Genomic DNA, 18,281 nt, shown 5'->3' on the forward strand with positions numbered 1-18,281 from the left:
ACCATCCTAGTGACGCCGGAGGGGACCCACGGGGCGGGCAGCCGCTCAGGAGTAGTCGGGAGCGGCCGGCAGGCCGAAGAGCTCCTCGAGGGTGGTGACGTCCGACTCGTGGAGCGCGGTCGCGAGCTCCACGCCCACGTAGCGCAGGTGCCAGGGCTCGTAGATGTAGCCCGTCACCTCCTGCTTGCCCTCGGGATAGCGGATCACGAAGCCGTGCTCCCACGCGTGCTCGGCGACGTAGCGACCGGCGGCGGTGGTGCCGAAGCACGCCTTGAGGTCGCACACGCCGTTGTGGATGTCGGCGGCGAGCCCCGTCTGGTGCTCGGAGAAGCCGGGGCGGGCCGAGTACCGGTCCGCGCTCGCCTGACCCGAGCGGTTCACGTATCCGTAGTAGAGGGAGGACTGGGTCGCGTGGTCGCGGTAGGCGGTCGACACGGTGAACGGGGCCCCCGCCGCCACCGCCGCCTCGTGCAGGGCCGACATCGCCGCCGCGGCCTCCGCGCGCATCGTCGCCGCCGAGCTCATCCCCGCGATCCGGGTGAGGTCCTCCGGCGCGTACTCGGCCGGGTCGATCGGGTTGAGCTTGTTGACGATCACCCACGGCGAGTCCGGGTCGGTCAGCGAGTACGCGGTCAGGTCGAACGTGGGTGAGGGCGAGGGCGTCGGGCTGGCGGACGGCGACGATGCGGGGGTCGCGCTCGGCGTGGGGGTGGACGATGCCTCGGGCGTCTCCGTCGGCGTGGGCGACTTGGCCGGCGTCACGGCCGCCTCCGCCTCCGCTCGCGGCCAGACGAGGGCGCCCGTGCCGTAGCCCAGCCCCAGTCCGACGATCGCGACGAGCACGGCGAGCACCACGCGGCGCCGACGCCGGTAGACCGGCGCGTGGGAGACCCTCACCCGCCGCTCCGCGCGGCGAGCACCGCCGCGTACAGCTCGCGGCTCGGCACCCCCGCCGCCGCCGCGACATCGGCGACCGCCGCCTTCGCCCGCTCACCCGCCTCGACCCGCGCGAGCACCTCGGCGACCAGCGCCTGCGTCCCGAGCCGCTCGGCCGGCCGGCCGGCCACCGTGACCACGATCTCCCCGCGAGGCTCCCCTCCCGCGGCCCAGGCGTGCAGCTCCGCGAGGGTGCCCCGGCGCGTCTCCTCGTACGTCTTGGTGAGCTCGCGCGACACGGCCGCAGGCCGGTCCGCGCCGAACGCGCCCGCCATCGCCTCCAGCGTCGCCGCGAGGCGGTGGGGCGCCTCGAAGAACAGCATCGTCCGCTCCTCGAGCGCGAGCGACGCGAGCCGGCCGGCCCTCTCACCCGCCTTGCGCGGGAGGAACCCCTCGAAGCAGAACCGGTCGGTCGGCAGCCCCGACAGCGCGAGCGCGGTGAGGGCCGCGGATGGCCCCGGCAGCACCGTGACGTCGACGCCGGCGCGGGCAGCCGCCTCGACCACGCGGAAGCCCGGGTCCGAGACGGCGGGCATGCCGGCGTCGGACACGACGAGCACGGTGTCGCCCGCCGCCGCCCTCTCCACGAGCCCCGCGGCCGAGGCGGCCTCGTTGTGGTCGTGGTGGGCCACCACCTCGCCGACGGTCCGGATGCCGAGGCGCGCGGTCAGGTCACGAAGGCGACGGGTGTCCTCGGCCGCGATCACGTCCGCGGTGGCGAGCGCGTCCCTGAGGCGCTGCGACGAGTCGTCCACGTTGCCGATGGGGGTGGCGGCGAGCACGATCCGGCCGGTCATGCGCCCACTCTCCCACACGGGTTCGGCGCGGCCGGAGCCCCGCAGGCGCCCATTAGGCTTCGGCTGTGACTCTCGCGACCCTGTGGCGCTGGCGCGCCGCGCTGATGGCGACGGGCGTGGGCATGCTCGCCGCGCTCCTGCGGCTCGGCTCCCTGTCGCAGCCGCACGCGCTGGTGTTCGACGAGGTCTTCTACGCGCGCGGCGCGTACTCGCTCACGGTGCTCGGCTTCGAGGGCGACTGGACCGGCGACGACTCTGCCTTCGTCGACGGCGACTACTCGGGCCTCACCACCGAGGGTGACTTCGTGGTCCACCCCATGGTCGGCAAGCTGCTGATCGCGCTCGGCATCGAGCTGGTCGGCGTCACCCCGGTCGGCTGGCGCATCGTCGGCGCCGTGCTCGGCGTCGCGCTCGCGGTCATGGTCGCCCTGATCGCGCGCCGCCTGTTCCGCTCGACCGTGTGGGGCGCCGTCGCGGGCATCCTGATCGCCGTCGACGGCGAGGCGATCGTGCTCGCCCGCACCGCGCTGCTCGACGGCTTCCTCGCCTTCTTCGTGGTCGCCGGCTTCGGGCTGCTGGTGATCGACCGCGACCGGACGCGCGCCCTGCTCGAACGGGAGGCGGCGGCCGACCGCGCGGCGCTCGGCATGGGGCCCGAGGGCTTCCTGCCGGGAGGCGGGCCGCGGACGGGGATCCGCTGGTGGCGCCTCGCGGCGATCGTCGCGTTCGCGCTCGCCGCCTCCACCAAGTGGTCGGGGCTCTACTTCGCCGCGGCCTTCCTGGTGCTGTCCGTGGTCTGGGACGCGGTCGTTCGGCGCGAGCTCGGCTACGACCGGTGGCTCGCCGGCGCGTTCGTCCGCGCCGTGCCCGCAGCCGTCGCGACGGTCGTCACGACGCTGGTGGTCTACGTCGCCAGCTGGGCGAACTGGTTCCTCACGGACGGCTCGTACGCGCGCCGCTGGGCGGAGGAGCATCCGGGCGAGGGGGCGACCTGGCTGCCCGACGCGCTCAACTCGCTCCTGCACTACCACCAGCAGATGTGGACGTTCCACACCGGGCTCACCACCGAGCACAACTACATGTCGAACCCGTGGCTGTGGCTGATCCAATGGCGGCCCACGGCGTTCTACTTCGAGGACGTGCCCGACGCCGACTGCGGGGCGGAGCGGTGCGTGAGCGCGATCCATGCGCTGGGCAACCCGCTCATCTGGTGGCTCGCCACCGCCGCGCTGGTCTGGGCGCTGTGGCGCGTGCTCCGTCACCGCGACATGCTCGCGCTCACCGTGTCGATGGGAGTCCTGGCGGGCTGGGTCCCGTGGCTGCCCTACGCGTACCGCACCATCTTCACGTTCTACTCGGTCGCCTTCGCGCCGTTCATGGTGCTCACGCTCGTGTGGGCGCTGCGCAGGATCGCGCAGCCGGAGCGGCTCGCGGGCGGGTGGTCGCGCCGCGGCGTGCTGATCGTGGGCATCACGCTCGCGGCGATCCTGGTGGTCGCCGCGTTCTTCGTCCCGCTCTGGGTCGGGTCACCCGTGCCGTTCCGCTACTGGCAGCTGCACATGTGGCTGCCGACCTGGGTGTGAGACGCCGCGCGGACGCTGCTCAGGGCTCGCGGTGCTCGACCAGTCGGGTGAGCACGATCGCGCTGCGGGTCTTGTCGACCTGCGGCGCCAGCCGCACCTTCTCGAGAGCGATCTCCAGGTCCGGCATGGTCGCGGCGCGCAGGCGCACGATCGCGTCGGCCTGCCCGGTCACCGTGAACGCCTCGACCACGTTGGGGATGTCGGCCAGCAGCCGCCGGAGCTCCTCGGGCGCGACGGTGCCGCGGCAGAACAGCTCGACGTACGCCTCGGTCGCCGCGCCGTCGAGCTCCGGGTCGATGCGCACGCCGAACCCGCGGATCACGCGCTCGGCCACCATCCGGTCGACGCGACGCTTCACCGCCGAGGGCGACAGGCCGATCCGTTCCCCCATCTCCGCGTAGCTCGCGCGTCCGTCGATGCGGAGCTCGTCAAGAATCCGTCGGTCCAGGTCGTCCAACGACACATTCCACCCCCGTGCGTGCACGCAACCTGCGTGAACGAAGTTATTCTTGCATGTTTCGAGCGCCTCTTGGACACCTGTCGTCGCGAATCGCCTTCGACCGCGGCCACAGCAGCCGCATCGGAGGCGCGAGCGAGCCGCGGGGGGACACTCGGCGCGCACCCCGTGTCACCAGGCATGTCGCGCGGTAGTGTGCGGATCGGGGGCAACCCCGCATCGACATCCTCGACCAGGGAGCACCACCATGTCCACGCCCTCCGCAGGCTTCGACAGCCTCGGCATCGACCTCGACTCCGTCCCCGAGAAGCTCATCCGCGCCGTCCGGATCGGCCTGGGCCTCGCGAGCGCCGTGGCGCTCATCATCGGCGTCGCGCTGCTGGTCTGGCCCGGGCGCACGCTCATGGTCGGCGGTGCGCTGATCGGCATCAACCTGCTGATCACGGGCCTGGTCCGCACGGCGATCGGCGTCTTCGGCTCGGCCTACTCGGCCGGCATGAGGGTGCTGTCGATCGTGCTCGGCCTGCTGGTGATCCTCGGCGGCATCGTCCTGCTGCGCAACCTCGCGGCCGGCACCGCGATCCTGGTGCTGATCATGACGATCGTGGTCGGGATCGGATGGATCATCGACGGCGTGATGGCCCTCGTCGACTCCGACAAGGCGAGCTCCCGTGGGTGGGCCATCGCGCTGGGCATCATCTCGATCCTCGCCGGCATCGCCGTGGTCGCCGCACCGGCCTGGAGCGCGACCTTCTTCTTCACGTTCGTCGCGATCATCCTCATCGTGCTGGGCATCGTCGGGCTGGTGCGAGCCTTCCGCTTCGGTTCCGGCCGGTCCACGGTCATCGACGCATGAGCCTCGGTCCGATGTCGACGCCGCCCCCTCCCGCCAACCCGCCGAGCGACGTCCTCGCGGCCGCGCGCACCGATGCGGCGCGGCCCACGGGCCCCGAGCGGCCCGCCTGGGTCGACCGGTTCGTCTGGAGCGTGCTCGCCAAGGCTCTCGCCGCGGCCGCCTTCGCAGCCCTCGCGGTCTACTCCTTCAGCGCGCTGGGACACCTGCTCGGCGTCCTCGCGATCGCCCTGTTCTTCGCCCTGGCGATGATCCCGGGCGTCGAGGCGCTCGTGCGTCGCTTCCACATGCGGCGCGGCGCCGCCGTCGGCATCATCTACCTCGCGGCCCTGGTCGCGGTGGTGCTCATGATCGCGGTGCTGATCCCCGGCATCGTCCGCTTCGCGAACGCGGTCGCCGCCCAGGCGTCCGGCTGGTTCGACCATCTCGACTCGTGGGTCAACTCGACGTTCGGCACCTCCGCCTTCGACACCGGTGGCGCGGCCGATGGCACGAGCGCGGTGGCGCGCGTGCTGGGCGAGTGGGGGGACGACGTCCTCGGCTTCGTCACCTCGGGCGTCGGGATGGCGTTCGACCTGCTCACGATCGCGGCCTTCGCCTTCTACTTCGCCGCCGGCTTCCCCGGCCTCATGCGCGCCGTGATGCGCCGCATGCCTCCCGAGCGCCAGCGCGTCTTCAAGTGGATCGCGCTCACCTCGATCGAGCAGACGGGCGGGTACTTCTACTCGCGGCTGCTGATCATGGCGGTGAACGGCGGGCTCGCGTTCGTCGTGATGGCGGCCGTCGGGCTCGACCTGGTCTACGCCGCGCCGCTCGCCCTCTTCATGGGGTTCGTGTCGACCTTCATCCCGTTCATCGGCACCTACCTGGGCGCGATCGTGCCCATCCTCGTGGTGCTCGCGGTGGAGGGCCTCGCGCAGGCGATCATCCTGCTGGTGTGGGTGCTCGTCTACCAGCAGATCGAGAACTACGTGCTGAGCCCGCGGCTGTCCTCCAAGACCATGGAGCTCAACGGGGCCGTCGCGTTCGGCGGCGCGCTCGCCGGCGGCGCACTGGCCGGACCGATGGGCGCGTTCATGGCGCTGCCCGTCGCCGCCCTCATCACCGCGATCGTCAAGAACACGGGCCACACCTACGCGCTCATCGACGAGGAGACGGCGGAAGACGCGGAGCCGGCCGAGGCCGGCGAGACCACCGAGGAGTAGCCCCGCCGCGCCCCGGGCCGGACCTGAGCGTCACGAACGTCGAGCGCTCGCGCACCCATGTCCGGCCACGGTACGGGGGGCGGGCGCGGTCTCCGGGAGCCGGGGCCGGGGCCGGGGTCAGGACAGCTGAAGCGGGCCCTCGGCGGCGGGCGGCGCGCCGTCCACCTGGGCGTCGACCCGCATCGCGGTCAGCTCGACCGCGTCGCCGATCGTGGTGAGGAACGCGGTGTCGGCGGCGTCCCGGCCGGTCGCGATGCGCACCATGGTCTCGCGCGGCGCGAGCCCGGTCGCGTCCACCACCCACCAGCGCCCGTCGACCAGCGCCTCGACGACCGCGTGGAAGTCCATGGGCTCGAGACCGGGCGCGTAGACGGCGACCACCCGCGCGGGCACGTCGCTCGCGCGCAGCGCCGCGACCACCAGGTGCGCGAAGTCGCGGCACACCCCCTGGCGGGACAGGATCGTGGCGGTCGCGCCGTCGGTGGGCTGGCTCGAGCCCGGCGTGTACGCGACGTGGTCGTGCACCCAGGCGCGCACGGCCTCGACCAGCGCGTGCCCCTCGAGGCCCCCGAACTGGTCGGCCACGGTGGGCGCGATCACGTCGGACTCGGCGTACCGGCTCGGGCGCAGGTAGCGCACCGGGTCGGCTCCCGCGACGGCGGGCTCCTCCACCGCTCCGCGCACCGTGGCGCGGTACCGCACGGTCGCCGGTCCCTCCTCGAAGTCGACGGCGTGGAGGCGGGTGCCGTGGTCATCCTCGACCTCGGTCGCGGCGAGGGCGCGGCCGCCCTGCTCGACGACGAGCTCCTCGTCGACGGCGGCGCCGCGTGCGACCGTGACGGCGAGGATGGCGCGGGCGGGGCCGGAGGCGTCGAGGTCGAGCTCGGCGAGCACGGTGCGGATCACAGGAGGAATGCTCTCATCCCGGCACCTGCCCGGGAGACGCCGACGGCGCCGACCCCGCGAGGAGATCGGCGCCGTCGGACGGTGCGAGCGCTAGGACGCCGCGAGGATGTCGACCACGAACACCAGGGTCGACCCGGCCGGGATCGAGCCCGAGTCCGTGTCGCCGTAGCCGAGGTCCGGCGGGATCACCAGCAGCACCTGGCTGCCGACGGTCTGGCCCGCGAGGCCCTGGGTCCAGCCCGCGATCACGCTGGCGAGGCTGAACGTCGACGGCGCGCCACGGTCCCACGACGAGTCGAACTGCTCGCCGTCCCACAGCCAGCCGGTGTAGTGGACGGTGACCTGCGACTCGGAGGACACGGTCGCGCCGTCGCCCTCGATGAGCGGCTGGACCACCAGCTCGGTCGGCATCTCGCCGGCGGAGGAGAAGTCGATCGACGGCATGCCGTCCTCGGCGAGGGTGACCGTCGGAAGCCCGTCCGCGGGCTCGACGGTGGTGCCGGTGGCCCGGTCGAGCGGCATGCTCGCGTCCGAGGCGGTGACCGCCATGATCACCGAGCTGCCGTCGGTGGACGTGGTGTCGGGGTACGCGTAGATGAGGGTGGTGCCCACGCCGTTGCCGACCAGGGCGTCGTACAGGTCCTGCAGGACCTGGCCCTCGGTCATCGACACGACCTCGGGGGTGCCCTCGTCGTAGGTCGAGTACATGACCTCCGCGTCGGCGCCGGAGTACACCACGTAGTCGAGCGACACGTTCATGCCGTCCTCGATCGCGTCGCCGTCGCCGTCCGCGATCGGACGCAGCGCGGACGCGCCCACCGACAGCGGCGCCTCGAACTCGAGCAGCGGGACGCCGTCGGCGTCGGTCCAGGTGATGGACTCGAGCGCGGCGAGGTCGGCGGCCGAGGTGTCGACCGCGGCGCTGGCCGAGGGCGAGGGGCTCGCGTCCCCGGCGGAGGTGCAGGCCGTCAGGCCCATCAGCGCGACGGCGCCGATCACGGCGGCCGTGAGCACGTTCTTCTTCATGGATCTCCCTGGAGTGGTCCCGCGGTCGTCGCGGCAAGGCTCGGCCGCGGGGCTTGTCCCCCCACCAACCGACGGACGTCCGCGAAGGTTCCCGATCGGGACGCATTCCCAGCGAACTGTGAGCATTGCGCGCGGATGTGCCCCCAGGGTACCTCTCCGCCCACGGGCGCCGACGCGGCCGTCAGGGCTCCCGGTGCACCACCGAGGCGCCGGCCTGCGACCGCGGCATGATCATCATCGTGTCGATGTTCACGTGGGCAGGGAGGCTCGCGACCCACCGGATCGCCTCGGCGACGTCCTCGGCCGACAGCGGCGTGATGCCCTCGTAGACCTTGGCCGCGCGCTCGGCGTCGCCCGCGAAGCGCACCAGCGAGAACTCGGTCTCGACCATGCCCGGGTCGATCTCGCACACGCGCAGCGGCTGCTCGAGCAGCTCGAGGCGGAGCACGCGGGTGAGGGCCGCCTCGGCATGCTTGGCGGCGTTGTATCCGGCGCCGCCCTTGTAGGGCTCGCGGGCGGCGATCGAGCCGATGGTGACGACCAGCCCGTCACCCGACGCGACCAGCTTCGGCAGGAGCGCCTTGGTGACCCGCACCGTGCCGAGCACGTTGACGTCGTACATCCACCGCCACTCGTCGAGGTCGGCCTCGGCCAGCGGCGTGGTCCCGACGGCTCCGCCGGCGTTGTTCACCAGCAGGTCGCAGCGCTCGACCGCGGCGGCGAAGGCGTCCACCGACGCATCGTCCGTCACGTCGAGCGCGAGGGCGGTGCCGCCGATCTCCGCCGCGAGCGTCTCGAGGCGGTCGAGCCGCCGGGCGCCGACCACCACATGCCAGCCGTCGGCGGCGAGGGCGCGGGCTGCCGCGGCTCCGATCCCGCTGCTGGCTCCGGTGACGACGGCGACACGCTGGGTCATGGCTCCTCCGATGGGGAGGGGCTACGGTGTCTCCCCTGCGTCGACAGTAGCGCGCTCCGGAGCCGCCACCGCACCGCGGGGAAGCCCGACCATCGCCTCGACGGCACGCGCCGCGAGCGCGACCCGCGCATCGTCCTGGCGCCAGCGCACCAGCGCCTGGGCGTTGAGGCCGTCGATCATGCCCAGGACGTGCCAGGCGACCGCATCGGGGTCGGCCACCGTCAGGGAGCCGTCGGCCGCGCCCCGGGCGAGGAGCTCCACGAGCGCGACGTGCCACGCGTCCATCTGGTCGCGCACGGCCGCCGCGAGCTCGGCGTTGCGCCGACCGAGCGCCCACGCCTCGACCCACACGGCGGTGACGTCCTCGCGACCGCCGCCCAAAAGGGTCCGGAGCAGCGCGTCCAGCGCGTCGGGTGCGTCCCCGCCCGCGAGGTACCGCACCTCGTCGAGCTCGGCGGCGACGATGCCGGCGAAGGTCTCGGCGACCAGCGCCTCCATGCTCGGGCTGTAGTGGGCGACCAGCGCGGGCGCGACGGCGGCCTCCGCGGCCACGCCGCGCAACGTGACCGCGGCGAGCCCGTCGCGCAGGGCCACGGCACGCGCCGCCCCGGCGATCTGGGCGCGGCGCTCGGCGGCGGGGAGTCGGCGACGATCCGTTGACGGCATGGAGGCGATTCTGTACCGTCGAGCGCTAGTTGATCAAGCGATCAACTATTGACCGACCCGCGATCGGAGCGCCATGGCCTGGACGATGCCCCCCGAGACCGCGCCGCACGCGCGGACGTGGATGGCGTTCCCCCGCGAGGGGCTGACGCTCGGCGCGACCGCGATGGAGCGCGACGCCGGATACGCGGCCTGGACGGCGGTCGCGCTCGCCGTGGCCGAGCTCGAGCCGGTGACCATGGTGGTCGACCCCTCGGAGATGTCGCGCGCGCGCCGCATGCTCGGCGGGGCGATCGACCTGCTCGAGGCACCGCTCGACGAGTTCTGGATGCGCGACGTGGGCCCCACGTTCGTGCTGGACGACGCGCGGCCCGGGGTCCTCGGCGCCGTCGACTGGGTCTTCAACGGCTGGGGCGCGCCCGCGTGGGCGGAGTGGGAGAAGTCGGCGCGGCTCGGGAGGGTGGTCGCCGAGGCGGCGGGCGCCGAGCTGGTGCCGTCCGCGCTGGTCAACGAGGGCGGCGGGATCCACGTCGACGGTGACGGGCTGGTGCTCCTGACGGAGACGGTGCAGCTCGACCCCCGCCGCAACCCCGGGCTGGATCGCGCGGCGGTCGAGGCGGAGATGGCGCGGGCGATCGGCGCGACCCGCGCCGTGTGGCTGCCGCGCGGCCTCACCCGCGACTACGACGACCTGGGCACCAACGGCCACGTGGACATCGTCGCCGCGCCGGTCGGCGGAGGCCGCGTGCTCCTGCATGCCCAGGCCGACCCGGAGCACCCCGACTACGAGGTGAGCGCCGCGCTGCGCGACCTGCTGAAGGCCGAGGTCGACGCCGCCGGGCGTCCGCTGGAGGTGATCGACCTGCCCGCGCCGCGCACGCTGCGGGACGGCCACGGCCCGGTCGACTGGAGCTACGTCAACCACTACGCGGTCAACGGCGGCGTGATCGCCTGCGGCTTCGGGGAGGACGATGCGGACGCCGCCGCCCGCGAGGTGCTCGCCGAGGCGTACCCGGGCCGCACGGTGGTGACGGTCGACGCCCGCGAGATCTTCGCCCGCGGGGGCGGCATCCACTGCATCACCCAGCAGGAGCCGGCGCGATGACCGTCGACGTGGTCGAGGCTTCGATCGCCTCGCTCGCCGCCTCCCTCTCGTCGGGTGAGACGACCGCGGTCGCGCTGGTCGAGGCGTACCTCGCACGCATCGCGGCCTACGACGGCCCCGATACCCCGACCGCGCTCAACGCGGTCCCGGTGCTGGACCCGACCGCGCTCGACCAGGCGCGCGAGTCCGACGCGCGCCGCGCCCGCGGCGAGGCGCGCGGCCCCCTCGACGGCATCCCCTACACGGCCAAGGACTCGTACCTGGTGCGGGGGCTCCCGTGCGCCGCCGGCAGCCCCGCGTTCGCCGACCTGATCGCGCAGGACGATGCGTTCACCATCGCGCGCCTGCGCGCGGCCGGCGCCATCTGCCTCGGGCTCACCACGATGCCGCCGATGGCGAACGGCGGCATGCAGCGCGGCCTCCACGGCCGAGCCGAGAGCCCGTATCGCGCCGACTTCCTCACCGCCCCCTTCGCGTCGGGCTCCTCGAACGGGTCCGGCACGGCGACCGCCGCATCGTTCGGCGCCTTCGGCCTGGGCGAGGAGACCTGGTCGAGCGGCCGGGGGCCCGCCTCGAACAACGCGCTGTGCGCGTACACGCCGTCGCGGGGCGTGATCTCCGTGCGCGGCAACTGGCCGCTGGTGCCGACCATGGACGTCGTGGTGCCGCAGACGCGCACCATGGCGGACCTGCTCGCGGTGCTCGACACGATCGTCGCGCCCGACCCCGAGGTCGACGGCGACCTGTGGCGCGCCCAGCCCTGGGTGGACCTGCCCGCCGTCGCGCGGGTGCGGCCTGAGTCGTTCCCCGCCCTGGCCGACGGCGCGCGCGAGTCGCTCGCGGGCCTGCGGATCGGAGCCCCGCGCCTCTACCTCGGCACGGATGCCGAGGCCGGGACCAACCCCCAGGGCGGCGTCGGCGGCCCGACCGGCACCCGCATCGTCCCTCGCCCGTCCTCGCTCGAGCTGTGGGAGGCGGCGCGCGCCGACCTCGAGGCCGCCGGCGCGACCGTGGTCGACGTCGACCTGCCGATGATCAGCAACTACGAGGGCGACCGGCCCGGCGCGCCCACCATCGCAACTCGCGGGCTGGTGCCGGCGGAGTTCCTGCACACCGAGGTGCGGGGGCTGTCGGCCTGGGCGTGGGACACCTTCCTGCGCCTCAACGGCGACCCCGGCCTGTCGCGTCTCGACGAGGTCGACGGCACGCGCATCTTCCCCCACCCCGCAGGCGCGCTACCGGACCGGTACACCGGCTTCGAGGACGACATCGCCGAGTACCCGGCGCTGGCGCGCGCGGGGCTGCCCGCGACGCTGGACGGCTTCCCCGCCATGGAGGCCGGGCTGCGTGGGCTCGAGGAGACGCGGCGTCTGGACCTCGAGGAGTGGATGGACTCCCGGGGTCTCGACGCGATCGCCTTCCCCGCCGTCGCCGACGTGGGCCCCGCGGACATGGACGTGAACCCGGACTCCGCGGACCTCGGCTGGCGCAACGGCGTGTGGGTCGCGAACGGCAACCTCGCGATCCGCCACCTGGGCGTGCCGACGGTGACGGTCCCGATGGGGACGATGCGCGACATCGGCATGCCCGTCGGCCTCACCTTCGCGGGGCGCGCGTACTCCGACGCGGCGCTGCTGAGGATCGGTGCGGGCTTCGAGGCGCTGGGCCGGCGCCGCACGGAGCCGCCGCGGACGCCGCGGCTCGGATGACGCGCACCGCCCGTCAGGACATCAGCGGCACGTCGAGGTCGTAGGCGAGGACCACTGCGCGCGCCAGCGCGCGCTCCTGGGCTGTCGTGAGGAAGCCGACGGTCCGGCCGAGCGCGCTCGCCGGCACCGTGAGGACGTTGTCGAGGGAGACCGCCGACTCGTGGTCCAGGCCGTTGGCACGCCCGACCGGCAGCTCGCTCGACAGACCTGTGACGGTGCTCGTGATCGGAGCGACGGTCACCTTGGTCATGGCACCCCGCGCCGCCTCGCGCGTCAGGATCAGCGCCGGGCGGGTCTTGTCGAGCCGCACGAGCCTGATCTCACGCGGCCGCTCAGTCATCGATCCCGGCGTGCTCGACCGTCCACGCCACCACGGGGTCGAGGTCGTCGCCCGGCCCCGCGTCGCGCAGGATCACTGCATCGCGCTGGGCGAGCGTGCGCCTCATCTCCCGCTCGAGCGCGGACGCCACCAGCGCGGCCCGGCTGGGCGCCTCCCCGGCCGCGACCGCCTCGTCGAGGAAGGCGACCATCTCGTCCGGAAGCCGGACCGCGATCTGGGTGCTCATGGTCGCCATCGTACGCCGCTGCATCCCACAATGGGATGCAGTTCGCGCGCGTGTGGACAGGCGGGCCGACGGCACCCACGCGCGCACGGGATCCCACCAGCGGACATGACGAAAGGGGCCCGCCGGACGGCGGGCCCCTTCTCACTCGTGGAGCTGAGGGGATTCGAACCCCTGACCTTCTCATTGCGAACGAGACGCGCTACCAACTGCGCCACAGCCCCAAGTGCTGGAATAGATTAGCACCTCCGCGCGGGGCGACGCGACCACCGTGCGGCTCGTCGACGGTCAGTCGCGCGGGTCCTCCGCGTACGCCATCCGCCGCACGGTGGCCGCGCCGCCGAGGGCCTCGATCGCGAGCATCCGGCCCGTGAAGCCGCCTGCGACCTCCGTCGACACGTAGCGTCCGTCGACCGAGCCGAGCGCCACGAACGCCCCGTCGCGGACGATCCCAGGCTCGAGCAGATCGGGGCCCAGGCGGCCGTAGAGCTCGCGCGACGGCGACGAGCGGACCGCGAGCAGGTCGCCGTCGCGCAGGTCCAGCTCCGACAGGGCCTGGTCGAACGGCCCGGACACGGCGCGCCCGCGGACCCGGTCGCCCACGCGCTCGACTCCGACCCAGCTGCGCGCGTCCATGCGCACGCTCAGGCACGCGTCGCCCGCCGCGACCTCGGCCGTCGCCAGGAACCCGATCGCGGGGATGCGGGCGCACAGCAGGTCGAGCTGCTCCCCCGCGTCCGCGTCGCGACCGACGGAGAGCTCCAGGCCAGCGGCGGTCACCGTCGCGATCTGCGCCGGCGCCTTGCCGGGAGCGAGCCAGCGCGCGTCGAGCGTGTGGCTGACGAACGGCTCGTCCCACGAGCCGTCGCGGTCGGGCACGTCGAATCGGCCCTCGTCGACAACGGGCCAGCCGTCGATCCAGTCGACGCCCGCGATGAACGTCTCGCGGCCGTTCACATGGAAGCCGGGGTAGGCGCCGGTCGGGCGCATGCCGAGGTACACCATCGCCCAGGAGCCGTCGGACAGCTCGACCAGGTCGGGGTGCCCGGTCGCCTGCACCGGATGCGGCAGGCTGCGGTGGGTCAGGATCGGGTTCGCGGGGTTCGACTCGAACGGCCCGTGGGGGCTGCGCGACCGCGCGATCGACGCGCCGTGGCCCACGTGGGTGCCACCCTCGGCGACCGAGAGGTACCACCAGCCGTCCCGCTCGAACAGGTGGGGGCCCTCGGTGTCCTTCATCTCGGTGCCTCGCCACAGCTCGATGCGGTCGGTGAGCCGCTCGCCGGTGCGCGGGTCGACCTCGACCTGGTAGATCGCGGGAGGGTTGTGGCCGCACCAGGTGAGCAGGCACGTGCCGTCCTCGAGCCAGGCGAGGTCGGGATCGATCCCGTCGGTGCCCTCGACGTACACGGGTGCCGACCATGGCCCCGAAGGGTCCTCCGCGTGCACGATCAGCTGCCCGCGGCCCGCGTCGCGGATCGAGGTGGTGATCATCCAGAACAGGCCGTCGTGGTGGCGCAGGGTGGGGGCGAAGATCCCGGAGCTCGCCGCGTCGTGGCCCTCGCCGCCGTTGATGGCGGCGGGATCGGTGAGCGCGTGGCCCACGAGCTCCCAGTCCACCAGGTTCCGGGACCGGTGGATCGGCACCCCGGGCACGTACTCGAAGGTCGAGCTCGCGAGGTAGCACCACTCGCCCACCCGGCAGATCGAGGGGTCCGGGTAGAAGCCGGCGAGGATCGGCATCGTCATTGTTGTCTCTCCAAACTTAATGGCGGGATCACTCTATACGCTCCATCGGGCCGCCACACGCCCCCGTTCCACCGCCGCATGCCTCGCGGCCGCCGGACGTGCACCCCGCCCACGCGACGGCCGGACAGAAAGTTAAAGAGTTCGTCACATGACGGCAACGGACCAGACACGGCCCCCGCCTACCGTCATGCCAAGGACGCCCGAGGATGCGCGTCCCCTCGTTTCGCACCGGAGCCACTCAGCGCGACCCCGGGAAGGAGGTGCCGCCGTGTACGACGACGTCGACCCGTTCATCGGGACGGAGGCCACCGTCCTGCCCGAGCCCTCCGGGATCGCGGCCACCTGGTGGTGGCCCAAGCCCCAGGTGGGCAACACGCACCCGGGTGCCTGCTACCCGCTCGGCATGGTCTCGGCCTGCGCCTACTCGGGCGGCTACCCCACGGGCTACGGCCTCTACGACCTCAGCACCGAGGGCGTCCCCACACGCCTGCACGACCGCGCCGTCACCTCCGGCTTCACGCACTTCCAGCAGTCCGGCACCGGCGCGATCCGCAAGTACTACAACTACTTCCGCGTCACGCCCATGATCGAGCCGCTGGACGAGCTCGACCGCACCTGGGACCTCGTCTCGGAGGAGGCCGCGCCCGGCTGGTACGCGGCCACGCTCGACAACGGCATCGAGGCGGAGATCACGGTCGGCCCGAAGTCCGCCGTCCACCGCTACCGCTTCCCGGAGCACCCGTCCGCCCGCGTGGTGGTCGACTTCTCGGTCGGCGGTCTGGAGATCCCTTACGGCGCGACGCTCCCGCTGCGGGCGCGGCTCGAGGCGGTCGAGCCCGGCGTGGTGCAGGGCGAGATCGTGGTCGAGGGCGTGCCGCTGTCCGTGTACATCGAGTGCGACGCCGACGACTGGCGCCAGATGCTCTGGTACGACCGCCGGCTCATGCCCGCCGGTCAGCGCCTCGACCTCGACTCGATCCGCCCGTCGACGCTGCGCCCGTTCGGCCTCATGTGGATGGGCACCGCGTCGCAGGGCCAGTCGGTCGAGGTGCGCATGGGCTTCTCGCTGCGCGGCGTCGACCAGGCACGCCGCAACCTGCACAAGGACCTGGGCGAGCTCGGCTCCTTCTCGACCCGCCTGGCGGGGACCCGGGAGACCTGGCGCGGCCTGCTCGACGCGATCACGGTCGACACCGAGGACGACGTCCGGCGCGAGGTGTTCGCGACCGCCGTGTACCACTCGCTCCTGAAGCCCTGCTTCGCGGCGGATGAGAGCCCGTTCTGGTCCCACAAGGGGCCGTTCGTGTTCGACGTCTCGACCATGTGGGACATCTACCGCACCCAGCTGCCGCTGCTGACGGCGCTGATGCCGCACCGCGTGGTCGAGTTCGCCAACGCGATGCTCACCATCGCCGAGGAGGAGGGCAACCTCCCGATCGGCTACCGCATGGCGCGCGGCTCCGACCGTTTCAGCCGCCAGGGCAGCGCGCTCGTGCACACGCTGCTGGCGGACCTCGCGCACCTCGGGCTGCACGGCATCGACTGGGACTGGGCGATGGTGCACATGCAGACCGACCTGCGACGCAGCTACGGCGAGGAGTTCCTGCTGCAGGGCTACGCCCAGCCCATGAGCCACACGCTGGACCTGGCGTACGGCTACTGGTGCGCCGGCGTGATCGCGCAGCTGCTCGGCGACACCGCCCAGCTCCGGGAGAACGTCGAGATGGCCGCTCGCTGGCGCAACGCCTTCGACGAGGAGACGGGCCTGCTGCGCGACTCGACCTACTACGAGGGCACCAAGTTCAACTACTCCTTCCGGATCCTCCACGACATGGCTGCCCGCATCGAGCTCGCCGGCGGGGACGAGGCGTTCGTCGCGCTGCTCGACGCCTTCTTCGGGTTCGGCGCGGAGCCGGTGGTCCAGCCGGGCGAGCGACCGGGTTTGGAGGAGATGCGCGCGGGCTACGCGCTCGGCCGCTTCGAGGGCCTCAACAACGAGCCCGACATGGAGGCCCCCTGGGCCTACCACTACGCCGGCCGGCCGGACCGGACCGCCGAGGTGGTCCACGGCATCGTCCACCAGATGTTCGGCCCCGGCCGCGGCGGGCTGCCGGGCAACGACGACTCCGGCGGCCTCTCGTCCTGGTTCGTGTGGGCCTGCCTGGGACTGTTCCCGGTCGCCGGCCAGAACCTGTTCCTGCTCCACCCGCCCGCCTTCGCCTCCGCGCGGATGCGCATGGCGCGCGGGGAGCTCACGATCGTGGCGGACGGCTTCATCGAGCCCACGCCCGGCGGACCGGTGCAGTACATCCGGTCCGTCACCCTCGACGGGGCCCCCGTCGAGTCCTCCTGGATCGCCGGCTCCGAGCTCCATCAGGGCGGAGAGCTGCGCTTCACGCTGGCGGACACCCCAGGCGACTGGGGCCGCACGCATCGTCCCCCCTCAACCCCACGCCCCACCCAGGGGCTGCTTCCGTGAAGGAGGTGTCATGAACACCGAGGTCAACCGCAGGCTCGTCATCATCGTCCGGGCCGACCCCGTCATCTGCGGCCACTCCGGCGAGGCCCGCAACCTCGCCGAGGTCGCGCTCACCCGTGGCTTCGACGACGTCCGGATCGTCACCTGGCCCCTCGATCGGCTCGAGGAGACCGGCCTGCCCCTCAAGCCCATGGACACCGTCCTGCCCTACTCCCCCGGCATCACCGTCGAACGCCCGGGGCCCGTGGGCGGCTACAAGATCCCCGACGGCCGCTACCTCGCCGGCATGGTCGGGCGCCTGGTGGAGCTCTTCACGGACGGCGTCCCGACCGTCGCGATGAGCCTGTACCTCCACCCGCACACCACCGCCGTCGCGGAGGCGCTGCGCATCGCGCGGTCGACCGGCCTGCCGGTCAACGTCACCACCATCGCGGAGGCGGTCGGCTCCGACATCACGGACGTGGTGCGGTCGGCCGTCGACCACGGCGAGTTCGGAGCGGCCGCCGCGGTGCTGTCGAACTACCTGTCCCAGGACCTGTGCGTCGCGGTCTCCGAGTACACCAAGCAGGTGATCGTGGAGTCCGCGGCGGAGCTCGACGCCGTGTACGGCACGGCGTTCGCCCCGCAGTGCGACGCCCGGGTGAAGATCTCGTACCCCGCGATCGACACCTCGGCGTACCTCGCCCTGGACGAGGAGGAGACGGCGCGGGTGCTCGCGGACCGCGGCCTCGAGCGCGGACGCTACGTGCTGTACCTGTCCCGCCTCCAGAAGGCCAAGGGCGTGGACGACCTGATCCGCGGGTTCGCCGCCTCCGAGGCCTGCGAGACGCAGACCCTGGTGATCGCGGGACGCGGGCCGGACCTGGGGTACTTCCAGGAGGTCGCCGCGCGCACCACCGCCGCGTCACGCATCATCTTCCTGCAGGACGTGGGCGACGAGGAGAAGCCGCATCTGATGGCGGCGTGCTCCGCGTACGCGCTCCCGTCGAAGCCCGCGCCGGAGTTCACCGAGACGTTCGGCATCGCGCTGGTCGAGAAGATGCTCGCCGGCGGCGGACCCGTCATCACCTGCGACACCGGCGGCATCCTCGAGGCGGTGGGCGACACCGCGGTGGTGGTGCCGTCCGGCGACCCGTCGGCGCTGACCGTGGCGCTCAACGTGTGCGCCGGCGGGATCGACGACGCCGAGGCGGAGTGGTGGCAGCACCGCGCCCGTGAGCACGCGATGCAGTTCGACCGCGTCAACGTGTTCGACCGCCTGTTCGGCTACCTGCACACCGAGCCGTCCCTGGTGGCCAGCCCCAGCCGCGTCCGGATCTGACACCGACGACGAT

17 protein-coding genes and 1 tRNA gene are annotated in these 18,281 nt (G+C 72.9%); 7 read left to right on the forward strand and 11 right to left on the reverse strand.

Annotated features, from left to right (window positions below; translation table 11 throughout):
- Positions 1-45: 45 nt before the first annotated feature.
- The gene (locus QQX10_RS07850; RefSeq protein WP_301118804.1) at positions 46-897 is read right to left on the reverse strand and encodes a M15 family metallopeptidase; all 852 of its coding nucleotides are present in this window, start codon (positions 895-897) and stop codon (positions 46-48) included.
- Positions 894-1,733 carry a 16S rRNA (cytidine(1402)-2'-O)-methyltransferase gene (rsmI, locus tag QQX10_RS07855; protein WP_301118803.1) on the reverse strand — a complete coding sequence of 280 codons (840 nt, stop codon included), beginning with the start codon at positions 1,731-1,733 and terminating at the stop codon, positions 894-896. Before rsmI ends, QQX10_RS07850 begins: the two co-directional genes overlap by 4 nt.
- 65 nt (positions 1,734-1,798) lie before the next feature.
- Between rsmI and QQX10_RS07860 the strand changes: the two genes are divergently transcribed.
- Complete coding sequence (locus QQX10_RS07860; protein WP_301118802.1) at positions 1,799-3,316, forward strand: dolichyl-phosphate-mannose--protein mannosyltransferase; 1,518 nt, start codon at positions 1,799-1,801, stop codon at positions 3,314-3,316.
- Positions 3,317-3,335: 19 nt separating this feature from the next.
- Here the strand turns inward: QQX10_RS07860 and QQX10_RS07865 are convergent, their stop codons facing one another.
- Positions 3,336-3,773 carry an Lrp/AsnC family transcriptional regulator gene (locus tag QQX10_RS07865; protein ID WP_301118801.1) on the reverse strand — a complete coding sequence of 146 codons (438 nt, stop codon included), beginning with the start codon at positions 3,771-3,773 and terminating at the stop codon, positions 3,336-3,338.
- Positions 3,774-4,020: 247 nt separating this feature from the next.
- Between QQX10_RS07865 and QQX10_RS07870 the strand changes: the two genes are divergently transcribed.
- Together QQX10_RS07870 and QQX10_RS07875 are read left to right on the forward strand one after the other, a co-directional pair.
- Complete coding sequence (locus QQX10_RS07870; protein WP_301118800.1) at positions 4,021-4,629, forward strand: HdeD family acid-resistance protein; 609 nt, start codon at positions 4,021-4,023, stop codon at positions 4,627-4,629.
- 11 nt (positions 4,630-4,640) lie between these two features.
- Entirely contained in the window at positions 4,641-5,831 is a 1,191-nt protein-coding gene (locus tag QQX10_RS07875; RefSeq protein WP_301118799.1) for an AI-2E family transporter, read from the forward strand.
- Positions 5,832-5,948: 117 nt separating this feature from the next.
- Here the strand turns inward: QQX10_RS07875 and QQX10_RS07880 are convergent, their stop codons facing one another.
- From QQX10_RS07880 to QQX10_RS07895, 4 genes are all read right to left on the reverse strand, one after another.
- Positions 5,949-6,737: a transglutaminase-like domain-containing protein gene (locus QQX10_RS07880; protein ID WP_301118798.1), complete on the reverse strand. Its 789-nt coding sequence runs from the start codon at positions 6,735-6,737 to the stop codon at positions 5,949-5,951.
- Positions 6,738-6,827: 90 nt separating this feature from the next.
- A complete protein-coding gene (locus QQX10_RS07885; protein WP_301118797.1) occupies positions 6,828-7,763 on the reverse strand; it encodes an FKBP-type peptidyl-prolyl cis-trans isomerase in 936 nt (311 codons plus the stop codon).
- A gap of 181 nt (positions 7,764-7,944) precedes the next feature.
- On the reverse strand, positions 7,945-8,679 hold the full coding sequence (locus tag QQX10_RS07890; RefSeq protein ID WP_301118796.1) for an SDR family NAD(P)-dependent oxidoreductase: 735 nt from the start codon (positions 8,677-8,679) through the stop codon (positions 7,945-7,947).
- Between the two features lie 21 nt (positions 8,680-8,700).
- A complete protein-coding gene (locus QQX10_RS07895) occupies positions 8,701-9,345 on the reverse strand; it encodes a TetR/AcrR family transcriptional regulator (protein WP_301118795.1) in 645 nt (214 codons plus the stop codon).
- Positions 9,346-9,418: 73 nt separating this feature from the next.
- On the opposite strand from QQX10_RS07895, the gene QQX10_RS07900 reads away from it, so the two are divergent.
- A complete protein-coding gene (locus QQX10_RS07900) occupies positions 9,419-10,447 on the forward strand; it encodes an agmatine deiminase family protein (RefSeq protein ID WP_301118794.1) in 1,029 nt (342 codons plus the stop codon).
- On the forward strand, positions 10,444-12,156 hold the full coding sequence (locus QQX10_RS07905; RefSeq protein ID WP_301118793.1) for an amidase: 1,713 nt from the start codon (positions 10,444-10,446) through the stop codon (positions 12,154-12,156). Before QQX10_RS07900 ends, QQX10_RS07905 begins: the two co-directional genes overlap by 4 nt.
- A 13-nt stretch (positions 12,157-12,169) precedes the next feature.
- Here QQX10_RS07905 and QQX10_RS07910 read toward each other — a convergent pair whose 3' ends face one another.
- The 4 genes from QQX10_RS07910 to QQX10_RS07925 form a co-directional block, all read right to left on the reverse strand.
- Positions 12,170-12,496: a type II toxin-antitoxin system PemK/MazF family toxin gene (locus QQX10_RS07910; protein WP_301118792.1), complete on the reverse strand. Its 327-nt coding sequence runs from the start codon at positions 12,494-12,496 to the stop codon at positions 12,170-12,172.
- Complete coding sequence (locus QQX10_RS07915) at positions 12,489-12,722, reverse strand: YlcI/YnfO family protein (protein ID WP_301118791.1); 234 nt, start codon at positions 12,720-12,722, stop codon at positions 12,489-12,491. Before QQX10_RS07915 ends, QQX10_RS07910 begins: the two co-directional genes overlap by 8 nt.
- A gap of 148 nt (positions 12,723-12,870) precedes the next feature.
- Positions 12,871-12,943 (reverse strand) — tRNA-Ala (locus tag QQX10_RS07920).
- 64 nt (positions 12,944-13,007) lie between these two features.
- Positions 13,008-14,468, reverse strand: a complete 1,461-nt coding sequence (locus tag QQX10_RS07925; RefSeq protein WP_301118790.1) for a glycoside hydrolase family 43 protein — start codon at positions 14,466-14,468, stop codon at positions 13,008-13,010.
- Positions 14,469-14,736: 268 nt separating this feature from the next.
- On the opposite strand from QQX10_RS07925, the gene QQX10_RS07930 reads away from it, so the two are divergent.
- Both QQX10_RS07930 and QQX10_RS07935 read left to right on the forward strand, forming a co-directional pair.
- Positions 14,737-16,947 carry a glycoside hydrolase domain-containing protein gene (locus QQX10_RS07930; RefSeq protein WP_301118789.1) on the forward strand — a complete coding sequence of 737 codons (2,211 nt, stop codon included), beginning with the start codon at positions 14,737-14,739 and terminating at the stop codon, positions 16,945-16,947.
- A 10-nt stretch (positions 16,948-16,957) separates the two neighbouring features.
- Positions 16,958-18,268 (forward strand): glycosyltransferase, encoded by a 1,311-nt coding sequence (locus QQX10_RS07935; RefSeq protein ID WP_301118788.1) that lies wholly within the window; start codon positions 16,958-16,960, stop codon positions 18,266-18,268.
- Positions 18,269-18,281: the final 13 nt, after the last annotated feature.

Source organism: Demequina lignilytica, assembly GCF_030418305.1.
Classification (GTDB): domain Bacteria; phylum Actinomycetota; class Actinomycetes; order Actinomycetales; family Demequinaceae; genus Demequina; species Demequina lignilytica.

Excerpts from the sequence above, each read along its gene's own strand:
- QQX10_RS07915 (WP_301118791.1), bottom strand. The coding sequence starts at position 12,722 with ATGAGCACCCAGATCGCGGTCCGGCTTCCGGACGAGATGGTCGCCTTC.
- QQX10_RS07925 (WP_301118790.1), bottom strand. The coding sequence starts at position 14,468 with ATGACGATGCCGATCCTCGCCGGCTTCTACCCGGACCCCTCGATCTGC.
- QQX10_RS07890 (WP_301118796.1), bottom strand. The coding sequence starts at position 8,679 with ATGACCCAGCGTGTCGCCGTCGTCACCGGAGCCAGCAGCGGGATCGGA.
- QQX10_RS07870 (WP_301118800.1), top strand. The coding sequence starts at position 4,021 with ATGTCCACGCCCTCCGCAGGCTTCGACAGCCTCGGCATCGACCTCGAC.
- QQX10_RS07875 (WP_301118799.1), top strand. The coding sequence starts at position 4,641 with ATGTCGACGCCGCCCCCTCCCGCCAACCCGCCGAGCGACGTCCTCGCG.
- QQX10_RS07885 (WP_301118797.1), bottom strand. The coding sequence starts at position 7,763 with ATGAAGAAGAACGTGCTCACGGCCGCCGTGATCGGCGCCGTCGCGCTG.
- rsmI (WP_301118803.1), bottom strand. The coding sequence starts at position 1,733 with ATGACCGGCCGGATCGTGCTCGCCGCCACCCCCATCGGCAACGTGGAC.
- QQX10_RS07895 (WP_301118795.1), bottom strand. The coding sequence starts at position 9,345 with ATGCCGTCAACGGATCGTCGCCGACTCCCCGCCGCCGAGCGCCGCGCC.
- QQX10_RS07905 (WP_301118793.1), top strand. The coding sequence starts at position 10,444 with ATGACCGTCGACGTGGTCGAGGCTTCGATCGCCTCGCTCGCCGCCTCC.
- QQX10_RS07935 (WP_301118788.1), top strand. The coding sequence starts at position 16,958 with ATGAACACCGAGGTCAACCGCAGGCTCGTCATCATCGTCCGGGCCGAC.
- QQX10_RS07910 (WP_301118792.1), bottom strand. The coding sequence starts at position 12,496 with ATGACTGAGCGGCCGCGTGAGATCAGGCTCGTGCGGCTCGACAAGACC.
- QQX10_RS07900 (WP_301118794.1), top strand. The coding sequence starts at position 9,419 with ATGGCCTGGACGATGCCCCCCGAGACCGCGCCGCACGCGCGGACGTGG.